Raw genomic sequence first — 14,753 nt, forward strand, 5'->3', positions numbered from 1 at the left:
AACAGACAAGATTTACTTCTTTCAGTTTTTCATTAAAACATTCTACTAGAAACATTTCAAGCACATTATGCCCAGTTATTCATTTTTTTTTAGATTTTCGTCGTTTTTTCGAAAAAAAGACAAATTTATGCCGATTATCTTCTATATAATAAAAGGAAACTGTCTTATAACACTTAACGTAATTTAAGTTATTATCCTTATTTATTTGCTTGTATCCATGTGTCCAATTCACTTAAAACTTGTTCCATTGCACGCATATTAGAGAAGCTAGGCACTTTTGCAAGTAAAACTTGCTTTGGTGCTACTATATTATTCCCCTTTTTCTGTAGAATCAATATACTTTTTGCGGACTGTTTATTTTTGAAAAGCGTCTCTGGCAATTGCATTATTGCTTGTATGTGTACTTCTTCTTTTATATAGTCATGAAGTTTAGCCGCTTGCTCTGATTCAAATAAATTATTGGGAATAACAAAGAAAGCATAGCCACCAGGCTTAACATAATTTATACTTTGTTCGATGAACAAATGATGTGCATATGTATGCCCATCTTCTGCTTTCACTTTAAATTCATTCGCACGAATATCGTTTGGATAATACCCTACTGGTAAATCACTTACGACAACGTCTACTGGATCGATAAACAAATGTTCTAAACTATCTTGGTTGAAAAATTCAATCGGTTGTTCCTGAAGATTAGCATTTACTAACGCTAACTGTAAAAGCAAGTCATCAATATCAACACCGTAGGCAGCGATGTTCTTACCGATTTGATGATTCATCACAGTGGTTAATAAATTCCCTGTCCCAACTGCCAAATCTAATAACCGAAGTTCTTCTTTCGTATAAAACTTTTGCACTAAATAACCAAACAGGATTCCAATTGAATCTGGTGTCATTTGATGATTAGGCTGTGTATTTTCTTTCATCCCTTTTAAAATGACTAATTGAAACGCTTTACGAATTTCCTCTTTTGAGTATTTAGCCAAGTGAATCGATTCATATGATTTTTTTAATCTTTTTTTACTTAATTCACTCAATTCTTCCTGTAAAATCGCTTCTTGAAAAATATTCTCTCCTGTTAAAGCTAAAGATTCTAAATACGTATATTCTAGTTCCTCTTGTATGATCAAAGCTGTTTCATTAAAAACTGTAAATAATTCTTCTACTGGAGAAATGTTCATTTTATCACCTAATTATTATAGATTTCTTAAAAAATAAACCAAATAAAAAGAGTCTGTCCCTTTTAAAAGGCCAAACTCTAGCTTATCATACGGTTAAGAAATTAACCAGATAATCGATTGTTTTATCTGCCATTCAGCAAATTAATTAGCTTCTTTTACTGCTTTGATTGCTGCCTCATAATTTGGATGGTTGCTTCCTTCACTAACATATTCTACATATGTTACCGTATCACTAGCATCTACTACGAAAACCGCACGTGCTAATAATCGCAATTCTTTCATCACTACACCATATGCTTCCCCGAAAGACAAATCTCTATGGTCTGATACGGTAATAACATTATCCAACCCACTTGCTGCACACCATCTTCTTTGCGCAAAAGGTAAATCGACACTCACTGTTATTACTTCCACATTCTCAAGCTTGGAAGCTTCCTCATTAAATTTTCTTATTTGTGCATCACAGACACCTGTATCAACAGAAGGAACTACACTAAAAAGACGAATCTTTCCTTTTGAGCTAGCTAAAGATACTTCTGACATATCATTCGCTAATACTGTAAAATCGGGAGCTTTGTCTCCAACTTTGATTTCGTTCCCAATCAGTGTGACTGGATTATGTTTAAAAGTTACATTTGCCATTGGTCTCTCCTCCATATTCTTATGTAATTACTTTCATCATATCGATAGTTGCTACTATTTGCAAAAAATACGAACTGTTTAAAGAACATTTGCAGGCAAAGTGAAACGAGCTCACCGATTCTTGTGAACTCGTTTTGCTAACAATTAAATTTGCAGCTTGCTGAATATTAAAATTCAATATCTTCTTTTTGTTGCTGCGATTGTCCTTCACTACTGTTGGAATCAGAAGACGATTCTTTCTTAGCAAACATTTGCTGAATTTTATCAACAGCTTGTGGAGCAATATCCAAGATTTTTTCATAAAGATGAGTACTTTCATCTAAGTGGACCATTTTTACTCCTTGAGCATTTACAATCAGAAATGCAATTGGTGTAATACTAACTCCACCACCGCTACCTCCACCAAAAGGATGCTTTGTTAAAGAATCATTTAATGAATGGTTCTCTAACGTAAATTCACTGCCTCCAGCCGCAAATCCAAATCCAACTTTAGACACAGTTAAAATCACACTGCCATCTGGTGTTTCTACAGGATCGCCAATAATCGTATTAACATCAATCATTTCTTTTAAATTTTCCATTGCAGTTGTCATTAAGCCTTGAATCGGATGATCTGACATTTTCCTATTCCTCCATTGTCTATTGTTTACTTTGGATAGACGTTTCCTTTGTTTTAAAATTAGGGAAACCATCTTTCCAATATTTCACCAGTTTAATTCCTGCCATCATAGCATGCCCTAACCGAAATTGAATCATACAAGAAAATAATGTTTCAGAGGCAACTCCCTGAAATTGAGGATAGATGTTTATTTTCGGCATATCATGCAGCTTCATATAATTACTAATCATTCCGATGATACTGCCTTTTACTGACCAAATAGCACCTGAAATCATCCCTGTATGTGCGGCATCTCCTAAACCTACAATAGAGCTCCATTCTATATTCTTTATTGTTAGTTTTGCTAAAAATGACCTTACTATGCGGTGAAAATGAACAACATGATTTAATAGCTCTTGGGAATTGGACAAAAAATTTAATAAATCTGAGCCAGAAAATTGTTTTGTATCCTCTATTTTCTCTTTTTTGCCTGCTATTTCTGTTTCTTCTTCTATTACTAATGTCGGAGAGTCCTCATCTATTTTAATTAGAGGTATTGTCTTTTTATAGCGAATAATTCCAAATAACGCACGAACTTCTATTTTTAAATCATCGTTATCTTTCTTATGGTAATAGCGGATATGTATCGTTAATTTTAAAAAAAATGAAAATAGTAGAAGTAATAAAAAAGCACCAATTATAATAGCTAGAATGAAAAGAACTTTCATTTTGGTAACACTTCCCTTCAGCTTATTATTATTGGATAAAACAGCCAAAATTAAACATGCTAAGTCAGGGGGGAATTACCAGAATCCGTGTCTCACACAATCAATACAAAAAACCTGAACAATTATACGAAAAATAAACATTTCCGTATAATTGTTCAGGTCTATATTAGTTAGAATACAGCAATCCTAATCTCATTTTCTGTTAACGATCATGTACTACTGCCGTATCAGCAAATAAATCATGAATTCCTTGTTTTTTTGGTAAGAAGGCAACTAAAGCATATAAAATGAAAAAGCTGCTAGAGATAAATCGGCCTATCCACTCACGGAAAAGAATAGTATCCCATGTTAGTTTTTCTTTGTTTATCGGGACTACTTTTAACCCAAAAATCATTTTCCCTAATGTTTGTTTCAAAAATTTTGTCATTAGCACAAAATATAAATAAAACGTAATAGCGGTACAAATGTTTACCGTAGAGAAAATACCTGATTCATATAACGGGGCATCTGCTATTCGTAAAATAGGATAGATTAGAATACGATTAACACTTGAAACAATAATTAAATCGGCCAAATATGCCCAAAAGCGCATCCAAAATCCTGCATATACATAAGAACCTTCCCCCAATGGCAACTTCTTTTCTTTTGGTACAATTGGTGTTTGCTCATTCCTATCTACTATTTCATTGTACGAAAAAGTAGATTCTGAAACCGTTTCTTCCTTTAAAGAATTTTCAGTTTCCAACTTTTCATGTTCATTACTCAATTAGTTCCCCTCCTATTCTGCATATAAATACATTAAACGAGGTGAGTTAGCATTTGTGACGATTTTTAATATATTTGCTAATTCTTTATCCTCACTTGTTATTAATTTTTTCGCAGTCATGCCAAACAAGGAACCAAAGCCAGTATTGTCCGTATACTTAACAACCGCAGCATCATTTAATTTATTGTCTGCTTTCATCTTTTCTACAACATCATCAAAATAACCAAAATCATCAATCAAATTTAATTCCTTCGCTTGTCTTCCATCATAGATACGACCATCTGCGATTTTCTTTACTTCTGCCTCTTTCATACCTCGTCCGTCTGCAATGACTTTAACAAAGCCCGCATAAGAATTATCAATTAATCGTTGTAAAATTTCTCTTTCTTCCTCTGTCATTTCTCTAGTAGAACTCATGATATCCTTGTATTTACCACTTTTAATTGTAACAAACTCGACTCCGTACTTTTCAGCAAGACCTTCAAAATTATATCCACTCATAATAACACCAAGCGATCCCGTTAATGTTTCAGGACTTGCAAAAATTTTATCAGCAGGAGCTGAAATATAATAACCACCAGAAGCTGCCATTGATCCCATTGATACGTAGACAGGTATTTTAGCTTCCTTTTGAATTTCCACTATTTTATCGTGAATCTGCGCACTTTCCACTACTCCTCCACCTGGAGAGTTCACTTTCAAAATAACTCCTTTTACACTTGGATCTTCTTTTATGTAATCCAGCTTTTCCATAAAGGAAGTATGGTTATAACCAGCTGCTGAAAAAAGAGAATCAGCATCCCCAGTATCCTGTATCGTTCCAGACACTTCTAGAACCGCTATTTTCTTAGCAATATTACCATCCTCTATGTATTCTTCTACATAAGGCGCTTTACCTTCGCCTAGAAATTGCCCAAATAACTCTTCCACATCGGTTGTAAATGCTATTGATACCAAACTAGTAATAATGGAGAAGGCAAAAATAACACCTGCTATTCCTAAAGCCGCCCAACGTTTTCCATTCATTCACTCAAAACCCCCTAATATTTGTTCTATTTTCTATACGTCCTACCAACAAAAATGTTTCAGAAAAACCAACTTCAATATTTATTATTTTACTTCTCATGCTATTCCTTTAGCTTCTTTCTTTTTTGCTGAAGAAAATAGCTTTGTTCGTGAAAGAGAATAAATTGTTAATGCAGACCAAATAAATATAAATGCTAATAAGTGTGCCGTTGTAAAAGGCTCATGATAGACAAATACACCAAGAATTAATGTCAATGTAGGTGTTAAGTATTGTATGAATCCTAGCATGGATAAAGGAATTCGTTGCGCTCCCTTAGCGAAAAATAATAACGGAGCAGCTGTTAACACGCCTGATATAATTAACAAAAAGTCTAAACTGGTTGAAATGGCCAAAAAGGCATGATCCCCTTTAGCAAATAAATAACCGATATAAAGGAGTGCAAATGGGGTAATAAACATGGTTTCCAATGTTAATCCTACATCGGAATCAACTTTGATTAATTTTTTGGCCAAGCCATATAAACCAAATGTCATTGCTAAAGATATTGCTATCCAAGGAAAGGCTCCATGGGCGAATGTAATAATACAAACTCCAATTGCAGCTAATAAAACGGAAACATACTGGATCTTCGATAATTTTTCTTTCATCACAAAAATGCCTAATAATACACTTACTAATGGATTTATATAATACCCAAGACTCGTTTCGATTATTTTGTTGGCATTTACCGCCCAAATATAGATAAACCAGTTACAACTAACTAGCACAGAGGCTATAAATAGCATAATCCCCTGTTTTTTTTGATACTTAAAAGATCGTAGTGTTTGAAAAAACAGTGTCCATTTCCATGTAATAGTTAGTAAAATACACATAAAAATAAACGACCAAACTATTCTGTTTGCAAGTATTTCATCTGCTCCTACTCCTTGCAGATGTTTCCAATATATCGGAAACAGCCCCCATATTAAATAGGAAATTCCCGCAAAGATGGCCCCTATCCGTACATTATTTTTCTCCATTTTTCATCGCTTCTTTCTATAATCGAAATATTCCATATTATATATATTTTTTTGGAGGCTGACAATCAATCTTTTTTAGAAATCTTTGGAATGGATTAACTTCCTCTGTTAATTACGTTCATACATTATTTCATTTCCAACAATCGTTTTCATTACCTTGATTTTCTCTATTTCATGTGGATTTACGTGAAAAATATCCTTATTTAAAATCGTAAAATCCGCTACATACCCTTTCTCAATTTTCCCCCGATCCTCTTCATGACAAATTGCATAGGCACTGCCTTTTGTATACAGGCAAACTGCTTCATAAATCGTTAAAGCCTCTTTGGGAATATATCCTTTTCCTTGTTTATCCTCTTGGTTAGATCTTGTCACTGCTGCTTGAATTCCTACTAAAGGATTCACATTTTCAATTGGAGCATCTGAACCTCCTGCACAATGCAACCCTTCTTCTAATAAAGTTTTCCAAGCATAACAGTATGCTAAATTTTCCTCTCCCAGTCTGTCGATAACCCATGGAAAATCGGAAACTACAAAGCTAGGCTGGATATCTAGTATTAAAGGTAATCCCTTCAAGCGTTCGATTAAATCCTTGCGCAGCATGGTTGCATGGATAAGACGGTCTCTCCCAAAGCCTTGCAAAGGATACTTTTCAATGGCATTCAACACCATCTCAAAGGCAGCATCCCCAATGGCATGTACAGCAATCGGGCATTCTTTTTCTCTAGCCATTGCTACTAGGTCATTTAACCTTTCTTGGGTAAAAATACTTACTCCATTTGTCGAAGGATCATCATGATACGGTCTACTTAAAAAGGCAGTTCTTCCTCCGAAAGCGCCATCTGCAAATATCTTCATGCTACCAAACTCTACCCATTCGGAACCACCTAAGTATTTCCCACCATCTTCTATCATCTCTTCAAACACTTCATGGTGCACAAGCAGATGGGCTCTAAATAGATTGCCCTCTTCTTCGATTACTTTTTTAAAGGACTGATATGTTCCTTTATATCCATGATAGTAATTTAAGTCTTCTGTATGAGCTCCAGTAAGGCCTAATCGATAAGCATCTTTAATTCCCGCTCGCAATGCATTCTCCACATATTCGTCTGTTACTTTTGGTAGAACACTTGTAATTAATTCTTGAGCTTGATCTTTAAATACACCGTTAGGATTGCCTAATTCATCCTTCTCCATAACTCCCCCGAATGGAACTGGTGTATCATTTGTAATATTGGCAATCTTTAAAGCATATGAATTCACCGCAATCGCATGCTTGCATATCCGATTAAGGAGAACGGGATGATTAGAAACATGCTGATCGATGTCCTTAGCTGTCAGGACTTTCTGTTCAGGCCACATGTTTTCATTCCAACCATCGCCAATAATCCATTGCCCTTCTTTAATATCCCTTGCATAACTAGCTAACATCTGTAAAGCTTCCTCTTTTGATGTGCAAGCAGATAAATTTAGTCTTAAAAGCTTTTCTCCGTGGCCAATCAAATGCATATGACTATCGACAAAGCCTGGTAGAAGCACATCGCCTTTTAAGTCTATTTCTCCCTCTATGGTTCCGCCATGTTTTTCTTGCAAATATTCCTTATCACCATAATCTACTATATACTGTCCATCTGTTAGTATAGCTTCTATGAGATCTCCGTCTTCTTTAAGTGTGTATATTTTCCCACCATAAATAAGTTTTTTCATGAAAACCCCTCCCATTTCCACTTTTCTTTTTACAAAAAGGACACTCTTTAAAGTGCCCTTTTTGTCTCCCTATTTCATTTAATATACTATTTTAGTACTTACTATTTTTTTCATTCTCTCTTAATTCAACTCGTCTAATTTTACCTGACGTCGTTTTTGGTAGCTCATTCATAAATTCTATTTTCCGAGGATATTTATAAGGAGCGGTTAATTTCTTTACATGGGATTGCAGCTCTTTCGTTAATTCCTCGTTTCCTTCGATTCCATCTCTAAGGACGACAAATGCCTTCACTACATTCCCTCTTATTGGATCTGGACTTGCTACAACCGCACATTCTTTCACCGCTTTATGTTTAACAAGCGCATCTTCCACTTCAAATGGTCCAATCGTATAGCCAGAACTGATAATAATATCATCTCTTCTACCTTCAAACCAATAATAGCCATCTTCATCTTTTCTCGCACGATCTCCTGTAACGTAATAATCCCCGCGAAATTGATTTTGTGTTCTTTCTGGTTCTTTTAAATATTCCTTAAACAACGCTGGCGTATCTTTGTGAACTGCTATGTCTCCTACTTCACCAACTGAACAAATTTCACCATCTTCATTGATAATTTCCACCAAATTTCCTGGTGTTGGTTTTCCCATGGATCCAGGTCTTAATTCGACTCCTTTTGTTATCCCAACTAATAATGTATTTTCTGTTTGTCCATATCCATCACGTACATCTAGGTGGAAATGTTCTTTAAATACATCAATTACTTCCCTGTTTAAGGGTTCGCCAGCAGAAACAGCACTTCGTAATTGGTTTAATTGATACTTATGAATATCCTCCACTTTCGCCATTAGACGATACTCCGTTGGTGTACAACAGAAAACATTAACCTCATATTTCTCCAAAAGCTGTAAATATTTTTCCGGATTAAATCTACCATGATAAACAAGTCCAATTGCTCCTGAACCTAATACTGATAATAAAGGACTCCATACCCATTTTTGCCATCCAGGTCCTGCTGTTGCCCACACTAAATCTCCTTCTTCAATACAGAGCCAATTTGGAGCAGCTGTTCTTAGGTGAGCATATGCCCAGCCATGCGTATGTACAACACCTTTTGGGTTCCCTGTAGTTCCTGAAGTATAGGAAATAAAAGCCGTATCTGTTTTCAATGTAGGAGCTAACTGTAGCTCGTCAGAAACATCCTGTGCCCTTGCATCTAAATGCATCCATCCTTCTTTTTCTTCTCCCAGCACAAACCGTTTAATCATATGTATATCTTCCACTAGTTCTAATTCGCCTATGAAAGGATAATAACTAACAACTGCTTTTACATCTCCATGCTTGATCCGATATTGCAAATCTTTGGCACGCAGCATTTCGGAACTTGGTAAAATCGTTAATCCTAATTTTAATGCAGCTAAATATACTTGATATGCTTCTATTATTCGCGGAACAATAACAAGCACGACATCTCCTTTTTGTAAACCCTCATCCTTAAATACATTTCCTATTCTATTTGCTGCTTTCATTAAGGAGGAATATGTAACTTCTTTTGTTTCGCCTTCTTCGTTCTCCCATTTCAATGCAAGTCTATCTTGATTCTGGGCAAATTTCTCAATCTCCGAAACAAAATTATATTGTTTTGGAGCTATTAAATCTTCCGTCTTCATAATCAATTCCTCCTGATTCTAATTGTAAATACTTAACCCATTATACTACCCCATTTGTATTTTTTAAATTATTTAAATTTCAAAGCACTAGGAAATTGATAGTTTTTTAAAGAATTACTCTAATATCTACATGGAAGTTCGATAGAAGAGGGTGGGACAAAAGAATTTTACATAAAGAAAAAGCCAAACTATAATACAATAAAATATCGTAATAGTTCGGGTTTTTCTTTTCGCTGATTTATCTTTTTTATAGCTAAAAAACAAGTTCGTTCCATTGCGCTCCAGTCACTCGCTTTCCGCGGGGAGGAAGCTGAGCCTCCTCACTGCGCTGCGGGGTCTCAGCCTTTCCTCTATTTCCCGCAGGAGTCGAGTGTCTTCCACTCCATTTCACTAATCTTATAAAATGGGGCGAGAAACAAAAATAGATTTTATTTATCATTCGTCTAATTCAACAAATGATTATTCAGCTTTAAGCATATCCTTTTTAGTTTTGTCTCAGCCCCATTTATTTTTAAACAATACCGCAAAGAAAGAGCAAGGCGTTATGCCTTGCTCCTTGTAGCCATTTTATTCAATTATTTTGAGAAACCGCCGCCTAATTGTTGCTCAGCCATTTGAACTAAACGTTTAGTGATTTCACCACCAACTGAACCGTTAGCGCGAGAAGTTGTTTCAGCACCTAAGTTTACACCAAACTCAGTAGCAATTTCATATTTCATTTGATCTAGAGCTTGAGAAACTCCAGGTACTAATAATTGATTTGAATTGTTGCTGCTTGCCATGTGTATCACCTCCTTGTGATAATAGAATGTGTAATACACATGGCATTCATTCGTTTTAATTACTGGTAATTCTTCACAAAAATATTGGGAATTTTTGTTACCAAAAATTATACTGCTTCGCTCAGAAAAGGGAATCCGTTTCCGTGTTTACTTTATTACTCTCTTCTCTTTTCAGAATTATCGTTTCCACATTTTTGACTGCTTCTTCAATCAAGGGCTCAAAATCAGTAAAACTTTCATAATACTGTATTTTTTCCTTTTTCGGTTTTGTTTTTGGAGAAGAAGGCACAAATACTGTACAACAATCCTCATATGGACGAATGGAAATATCATGGGTATCAATTTTCTTTGCCCATTCAATAATTTCCGTTTTATCTGTTGTTATTAAAGGTCTTAAAATAGGAGTATTAGTCACGTCATTGATCGCATACATGCTTTCGAGCGTTTGGCTCGCCACTTGCCCTAAGCTTTCTCCCGTAATGATAGCTAATGCTTCTTGTCTTTTCCGAATTTCATCTGTGATTCTTAACATAATTCTTCGTGTTGCAGTCATCGTATAGTTCTCTGGAATTTGTTTATGAATCAACTGCTGAATTGTCGTAAATGGAACAATATGCAAAACAAAATGTCCGTTAAAACTGGCCAGTTTCTCCGAAATATCAATTACCTTTTGTTTTGCTCTTTCACTAGTAAACGGCGGACTAAAGAAATGTACTCCCTCTACTTCAAGTCCCCTTTTCATGGACAAGTATCCAGCTACCGGACTATCTAATCCTCCAGATAACATCAACATTGCTTTTCCACTTGTTCCTGAAGGTAATCCTCCTGCTCCTGCTATATTTTCACAGGAAAGGTAGATAGCTTCTGTTCTGACTTCAATTTGGACATTTATATCAGGGTTTTTAACATCTACTTTTAAACCAGGGATATTTTTTAATAAATGACCACCAATTGTCTGATTGATTTCATTAGTGTCAAGTTCAAACCCTTTGTCTGCGCGTCTAGCACTTATTTTGAAAGTAGACCCTTCCTCATATAAAGAAGTAACAATTTCTAAAGCTGCCGCTTTGATTATTTCGATATCTCTTTCTAGCTTTATTGCAGGACTAAAAGATTGAATACCAAAGATATTTTTTAGAACTTTGGAAATTCCGTCAACATCTTCCCCATTTAATAATACATACATTCTTTCTCTTTTTGCTTCAATAGACACAGTCGGAAATGCCTCTAAAGACTTTGCAATTGTCCGTCTTAATTTATCTACAAATTGTTTTCTATTTCTCCCCTTTGTAGATAGTTCCCCATAGCGTATTAAAATACGATCATATTTCATTTCATTACACCTCTCAACCATTCTTTAATATCTTGTATTGCAGCCATTACTTTTTCCATTTCTTCCATTGTGTTTGCATACGATAAACTAATTCGAAAAGAGTTTTCAGCAATTTGTTCGGGTACACCCATACCTAATAATGTCTTACTAACTTTATTAGTTTTGGAAGAACATGCACTCGTTGTAGAAATATAAATATCACGTTCTTCTAATGCATGAACAAATACCTCTGCTTTTATTCCTTCAATAGAGAAATTAAGAATATGGGCCACACTTTTTCCTAGAGCTGGCGAATGGATAGAGACACCATCTATTCTAGCTAGCTGTTCACGCAAATAAAGATTTATTTGTGTGAGGACAGACATTTTCTCTTTTTGATTTTGTAACTGCATCCGTAATGCCTTGGCAGTTGCTACTGCCCCAGCTACATTCTCTGTTCCACTTCTAAAAGTATTTTCTTGACCACCGCCGGCTAATAGTGGTTGAATTCTTTTACCTTCTTTTATATAAAGAACGCCATTCCCTTTAAGTCCATGAAATTTATGTGCTGAAATCGTATAAGCGTCTACATTAGCCTTCTTTAAAGAAATTGGCTGCTTTCCAATTCCTTGAACTCCATCCACATGAAAAAAAACATTCGGATAATTAGATAAACACTTGCCTATCTCTTCAATCGGCTGAATTGAACCTACTTCATTATTAACATGCATCACTGAGACTAGGATGGTTTCTTTACGAATATGTTTGATTATATCTTCTGCAGAAACTTGTCCATATTTATTAACGGGGACATACGTAATAGTAAAACCATCTTCTGCTAATTGTTCCATTACCTTGTGAATAGAATCATGTTCAATAGTTGTTGTTATTATATGATTTCCTTTTCCTTTAAACGTACGAGCTATCCCTTTTAAAACAGTATTATTCCCTTCTGTTCCTCCTGAAGTAAAATATATTTCATTACTCTTTACTTCTAAGAGCTCAGCAATTTGCTCTCTTGCCTGTATTAGTAGTTTCTCCGCTTCCATACCTATCCGATGGATCGAGGATGGATTTCCAAAAAACTTTTGAGATACTGTTGTATAAGATTCAAGAACTTCTGAAAAAGGTTTAGTTGTAGCACTATTATCTATATAGATCATTACATCGGAATTTCCTTTCCTTGAAAAAGTTAACTTTACTTAGTTAAATGGATATATTTATTAACAGCCATTAGTCGTATCATATCTTAAAAATAGGATCTTTCTAGAAAGAAGTGGTTTTTCAAAAGAATATTTATCGATTGAAAACTGCGCTGCTTTTTTATACTCTTTGACAGGATATCCGCTAAGCCAAACGCTTAACGACAGATGCCCGTTGCATTTAGGTATTAAGCCCCACCATGAAAGTTTTACTTTATAATGCTACCATATGTTAAACCTTTTGCAAATACACGGATAAGCTGCACCATTCCCTTCATTCCGTAAAAAAAAGTCTGAGTTGATTTCCTCAGACTTTTTTTACACATATTACTTTGGCTTCTTAATGTTGATTTTCTTTCCATTCATTTGACCAAGCTTCGATTTTACTCATACTGCCTGGCTCTATTTCTTCGATGGTGGCTGCTGCATATTGCAATGCCTCTTTATAGCGGTAGTTTCTAAAATGAGCTTCAGCTTCTAATAAACCTTGATGGACTTTTTGATATTTACGACGATACCTATTTCCATATTGAATAATTTTCTCTGCTAAATAAACCGTTTCAACCAATTCAATTGTTACGTTTACTAGCATTGTCACTTTTTCTTCGGTCACATCAATGATCTTCTTCGCTTCAACCATATTTAACGGCGTATGCTCTAGCATTCTTTTTGCTTGGTCAATACTCTCTTTTGCTTCTTGCATTAGTTGATTATATTCCTCTGTGACACCTGGCAAATTGCTATTTGTCACTCTTCTTACCGCATCGGCCACTTGTTTACTTAATTCTCTTAAGCGATTATGGGCAGAAACTTCGTCTTTACGAAGGGCATGAAGCTTTTCAAATAGTGCTTTTTGTTCTAAAGAAGCATTTTCTAACTGTTCCTTTAATACTTTTAACTCTTCTCCCAAAAGTGTATGTGCTGCTGATTCGGTTAGTAGTTTATGCTCTAATACTTCATATTGCTTGAAAAGAAAATTCAATTTCTTCTCTAGCTTAAATTGAAGCTCAATATCTTCATTATCTAAATTATAGTTCTTTTGTAACAAGCCAACCTCTACTTGAAGCTGCGCATTTCCTTGCTGTACATCTGCTAAGATTTCTTTTGTTGCATTCATATTGATATGGCAATAATTTTTTGCTAGCACTTCTTTTTCTAATAAGTCATAAAGTAAATCTAGTTTATCCTGAATTTCAGAAACAACCTTCTCTACAGCTTCCACATTTCCTTCCTTTAAATCTGTTTCTGTGGAAGCAAGTTCATTAGTTAAACTTGCTATTTCTTCTTCCATTTGCAAATGTTCTAAAATGTATCCTTGCTCTATCATATCTGCATACCCATCTTTTAACTCATCAAGTTGTTCTGGCAGCTTCGTTTGACATTCAATTAATAATGGAGGAATTTTTTCAATCAAATAAGTAATAGTTGATAAACGATCCTGGATTTTATATACTATTTCTCTTGCTTCTAAATAATCTCCATTATTCGTTTTCTCATCATAAGTAATAAATAATTCCGCTATTTCTTGAAGCATTGTTTCAATCTTTTTCTCTGTATCACCAAAAGTATGGCGATGGGCTAAAAGATTTTTTTTGCTGACACGATAAGATTCTTTAAGTTCTTCCATTTCAGTGCGGTTTTTTTCTTCACTACCGACAAGGTTATTAAGCTCTTCTAATAGTGTATCAATTCTTTTATCCACACTTTCCATTTTCATCCGAATAATATCTTGTGTCTTTTTCGCTTTTGGAAAATTATATTTATCAATATAACTCTCTGTATCAAAAAGCAGCTCTTCAATTTCAGGTAATTCAGCCGTAACGATATCGTCCCATTCTTTTCTCCATCTTTCAAATAACTCTTCAGTTTGTCCAATCATATTTAATTGTTTAACCTTCGCGAGCTCTTCCAGTACTGGACGATTCATGATATTTATTTTCCAGTTTTCTAATTCATCTACTCCGTTATAATACTTTCTTTTAATAAAATATCCCGCTACGAATAGGCAAATAACTATTCCTATTCCTCCAATTATGTAATTCATTTGAAGCCCCCTGTTCATACACCGGCCATAATTCCGTATCTATTTTCACTATTGTTAATCAAAATTAAGCAGCAGT

General features: G+C 34.9%; 13 protein-coding genes. All 13 read right to left on the reverse strand.

The features are described from left to right. Nucleotides 1-197: 197 nt before the first annotated feature. Nucleotides 198-1,181, reverse strand: a complete 984-nt coding sequence (locus tag NST77_RS13755) for a class I SAM-dependent methyltransferase (RefSeq protein ID WP_303984456.1) — start codon at nucleotides 1,179-1,181, stop codon at nucleotides 198-200. A 141-nt stretch (nucleotides 1,182-1,322) separates the two neighbouring features. Then, the gene (gene tpx, locus NST77_RS13760; RefSeq protein WP_341123088.1) at nucleotides 1,323-1,823 is read right to left on the reverse strand and encodes a thiol peroxidase; all 501 of its coding nucleotides are present in this window, start codon (nucleotides 1,821-1,823) and stop codon (nucleotides 1,323-1,325) included. A gap of 167 nt (nucleotides 1,824-1,990) precedes the next feature. Further along, nucleotides 1,991-2,443, reverse strand: a complete 453-nt coding sequence (gene ytfJ, locus NST77_RS13765; RefSeq protein WP_341123089.1) for a GerW family sporulation protein — start codon at nucleotides 2,441-2,443, stop codon at nucleotides 1,991-1,993. 19 nt (nucleotides 2,444-2,462) lie between these two features. Next, complete coding sequence (locus tag NST77_RS13770; RefSeq protein WP_341123091.1) at nucleotides 2,463-3,149, reverse strand: DUF2953 domain-containing protein; 687 nt, start codon at nucleotides 3,147-3,149, stop codon at nucleotides 2,463-2,465. A 202-nt stretch (nucleotides 3,150-3,351) separates the two neighbouring features. After that, nucleotides 3,352-3,804: an RDD family protein gene (locus NST77_RS13775; RefSeq protein ID WP_445668917.1), complete on the reverse strand. Its 453-nt coding sequence runs from the start codon at nucleotides 3,802-3,804 to the stop codon at nucleotides 3,352-3,354. 123 nt (nucleotides 3,805-3,927) lie between these two features. Next, nucleotides 3,928-4,941, reverse strand: coding sequence for a signal peptide peptidase SppA (gene sppA, locus NST77_RS13780; protein ID WP_341123093.1), 1,014 nt, complete (start codon nucleotides 4,939-4,941; stop codon nucleotides 3,928-3,930). Nucleotides 4,942-5,037: 96 nt separating this feature from the next. After that, entirely contained in the window at nucleotides 5,038-5,961 is a 924-nt protein-coding gene (rarD, locus tag NST77_RS13785) for an EamA family transporter RarD (RefSeq protein WP_341123094.1), read from the reverse strand. A 108-nt stretch (nucleotides 5,962-6,069) separates the two neighbouring features. Then, a complete protein-coding gene (locus NST77_RS13790) occupies nucleotides 6,070-7,668 on the reverse strand; it encodes an amidohydrolase (protein ID WP_095332405.1) in 1,599 nt (532 codons plus the stop codon). A gap of 91 nt (nucleotides 7,669-7,759) precedes the next feature. Further along, nucleotides 7,760-9,337, reverse strand: a complete 1,578-nt coding sequence (gene mbcS / locus NST77_RS13795) for an acyl-CoA synthetase MbcS (protein WP_095332407.1) — start codon at nucleotides 9,335-9,337, stop codon at nucleotides 7,760-7,762. A gap of 575 nt (nucleotides 9,338-9,912) precedes the next feature. Continuing rightward, nucleotides 9,913-10,119 (reverse strand): alpha/beta-type small acid-soluble spore protein, encoded by a 207-nt coding sequence (locus tag NST77_RS13800; RefSeq protein ID WP_031534962.1) that lies wholly within the window; start codon nucleotides 10,117-10,119, stop codon nucleotides 9,913-9,915. 121 nt (nucleotides 10,120-10,240) lie between these two features. Then, a complete protein-coding gene (thiI, locus tag NST77_RS13805; RefSeq protein ID WP_095332411.1) occupies nucleotides 10,241-11,452 on the reverse strand; it encodes a tRNA uracil 4-sulfurtransferase ThiI in 1,212 nt (403 codons plus the stop codon). After that, nucleotides 11,449-12,594 carry a cysteine desulfurase family protein gene (locus NST77_RS13810; protein ID WP_095332413.1) on the reverse strand — a complete coding sequence of 382 codons (1,146 nt, stop codon included), beginning with the start codon at nucleotides 12,592-12,594 and terminating at the stop codon, nucleotides 11,449-11,451. The genes thiI and NST77_RS13810 overlap by 4 nt, the downstream gene beginning before the upstream one ends. A 379-nt stretch (nucleotides 12,595-12,973) precedes the next feature. Further along, nucleotides 12,974-14,677, reverse strand: coding sequence for a septation ring formation regulator EzrA (ezrA, locus tag NST77_RS13815; RefSeq protein ID WP_095332415.1), 1,704 nt, complete (start codon nucleotides 14,675-14,677; stop codon nucleotides 12,974-12,976). Nucleotides 14,678-14,753: the final 76 nt, after the last annotated feature.

This window comes from Niallia sp. FSL W8-0177 (assembly GCF_038006285.1).
Taxonomy (GTDB): Bacteria; Bacillota; Bacilli; order Bacillales; family Cytobacillaceae; genus Niallia; species Niallia circulans_A.

Excerpts from the sequence above, each read along its gene's own strand:
- sppA (WP_341123093.1), bottom strand. The coding sequence starts at position 4,941 with ATGAATGGAAAACGTTGGGCGGCTTTAGGAATAGCAGGTGTTATTTTT.
- mbcS (WP_095332407.1), bottom strand. The coding sequence starts at position 9,337 with ATGAAGACGGAAGATTTAATAGCTCCAAAACAATATAATTTTGTTTCG.
- NST77_RS13790 (WP_095332405.1), bottom strand. The coding sequence starts at position 7,668 with ATGAAAAAACTTATTTATGGTGGGAAAATATACACACTTAAAGAAGAC.
- thiI (WP_095332411.1), bottom strand. The coding sequence starts at position 11,452 with ATGAAATATGATCGTATTTTAATACGCTATGGGGAACTATCTACAAAG.
- ezrA (WP_095332415.1), bottom strand. The coding sequence starts at position 14,677 with ATGAATTACATAATTGGAGGAATAGGAATAGTTATTTGCCTATTCGTA.
- NST77_RS13800 (WP_031534962.1), bottom strand. The coding sequence starts at position 10,119 with ATGGCAAGCAGCAACAATTCAAATCAATTATTAGTACCTGGAGTTTCT.
- NST77_RS13770 (WP_341123091.1), bottom strand. The coding sequence starts at position 3,149 with ATGAAAGTTCTTTTCATTCTAGCTATTATAATTGGTGCTTTTTTATTA.
- rarD (WP_341123094.1), bottom strand. The coding sequence starts at position 5,961 with ATGGAGAAAAATAATGTACGGATAGGGGCCATCTTTGCGGGAATTTCC.
- NST77_RS13755 (WP_303984456.1), bottom strand. The coding sequence starts at position 1,181 with ATGAACATTTCTCCAGTAGAAGAATTATTTACAGTTTTTAATGAAACA.
- NST77_RS13810 (WP_095332413.1), bottom strand. The coding sequence starts at position 12,594 with ATGATCTATATAGATAATAGTGCTACAACTAAACCTTTTTCAGAAGTT.
- tpx (WP_341123088.1), bottom strand. The coding sequence starts at position 1,823 with ATGGCAAATGTAACTTTTAAACATAATCCAGTCACACTGATTGGGAAC.
- ytfJ (WP_341123089.1), bottom strand. The coding sequence starts at position 2,443 with ATGTCAGATCATCCGATTCAAGGCTTAATGACAACTGCAATGGAAAAT.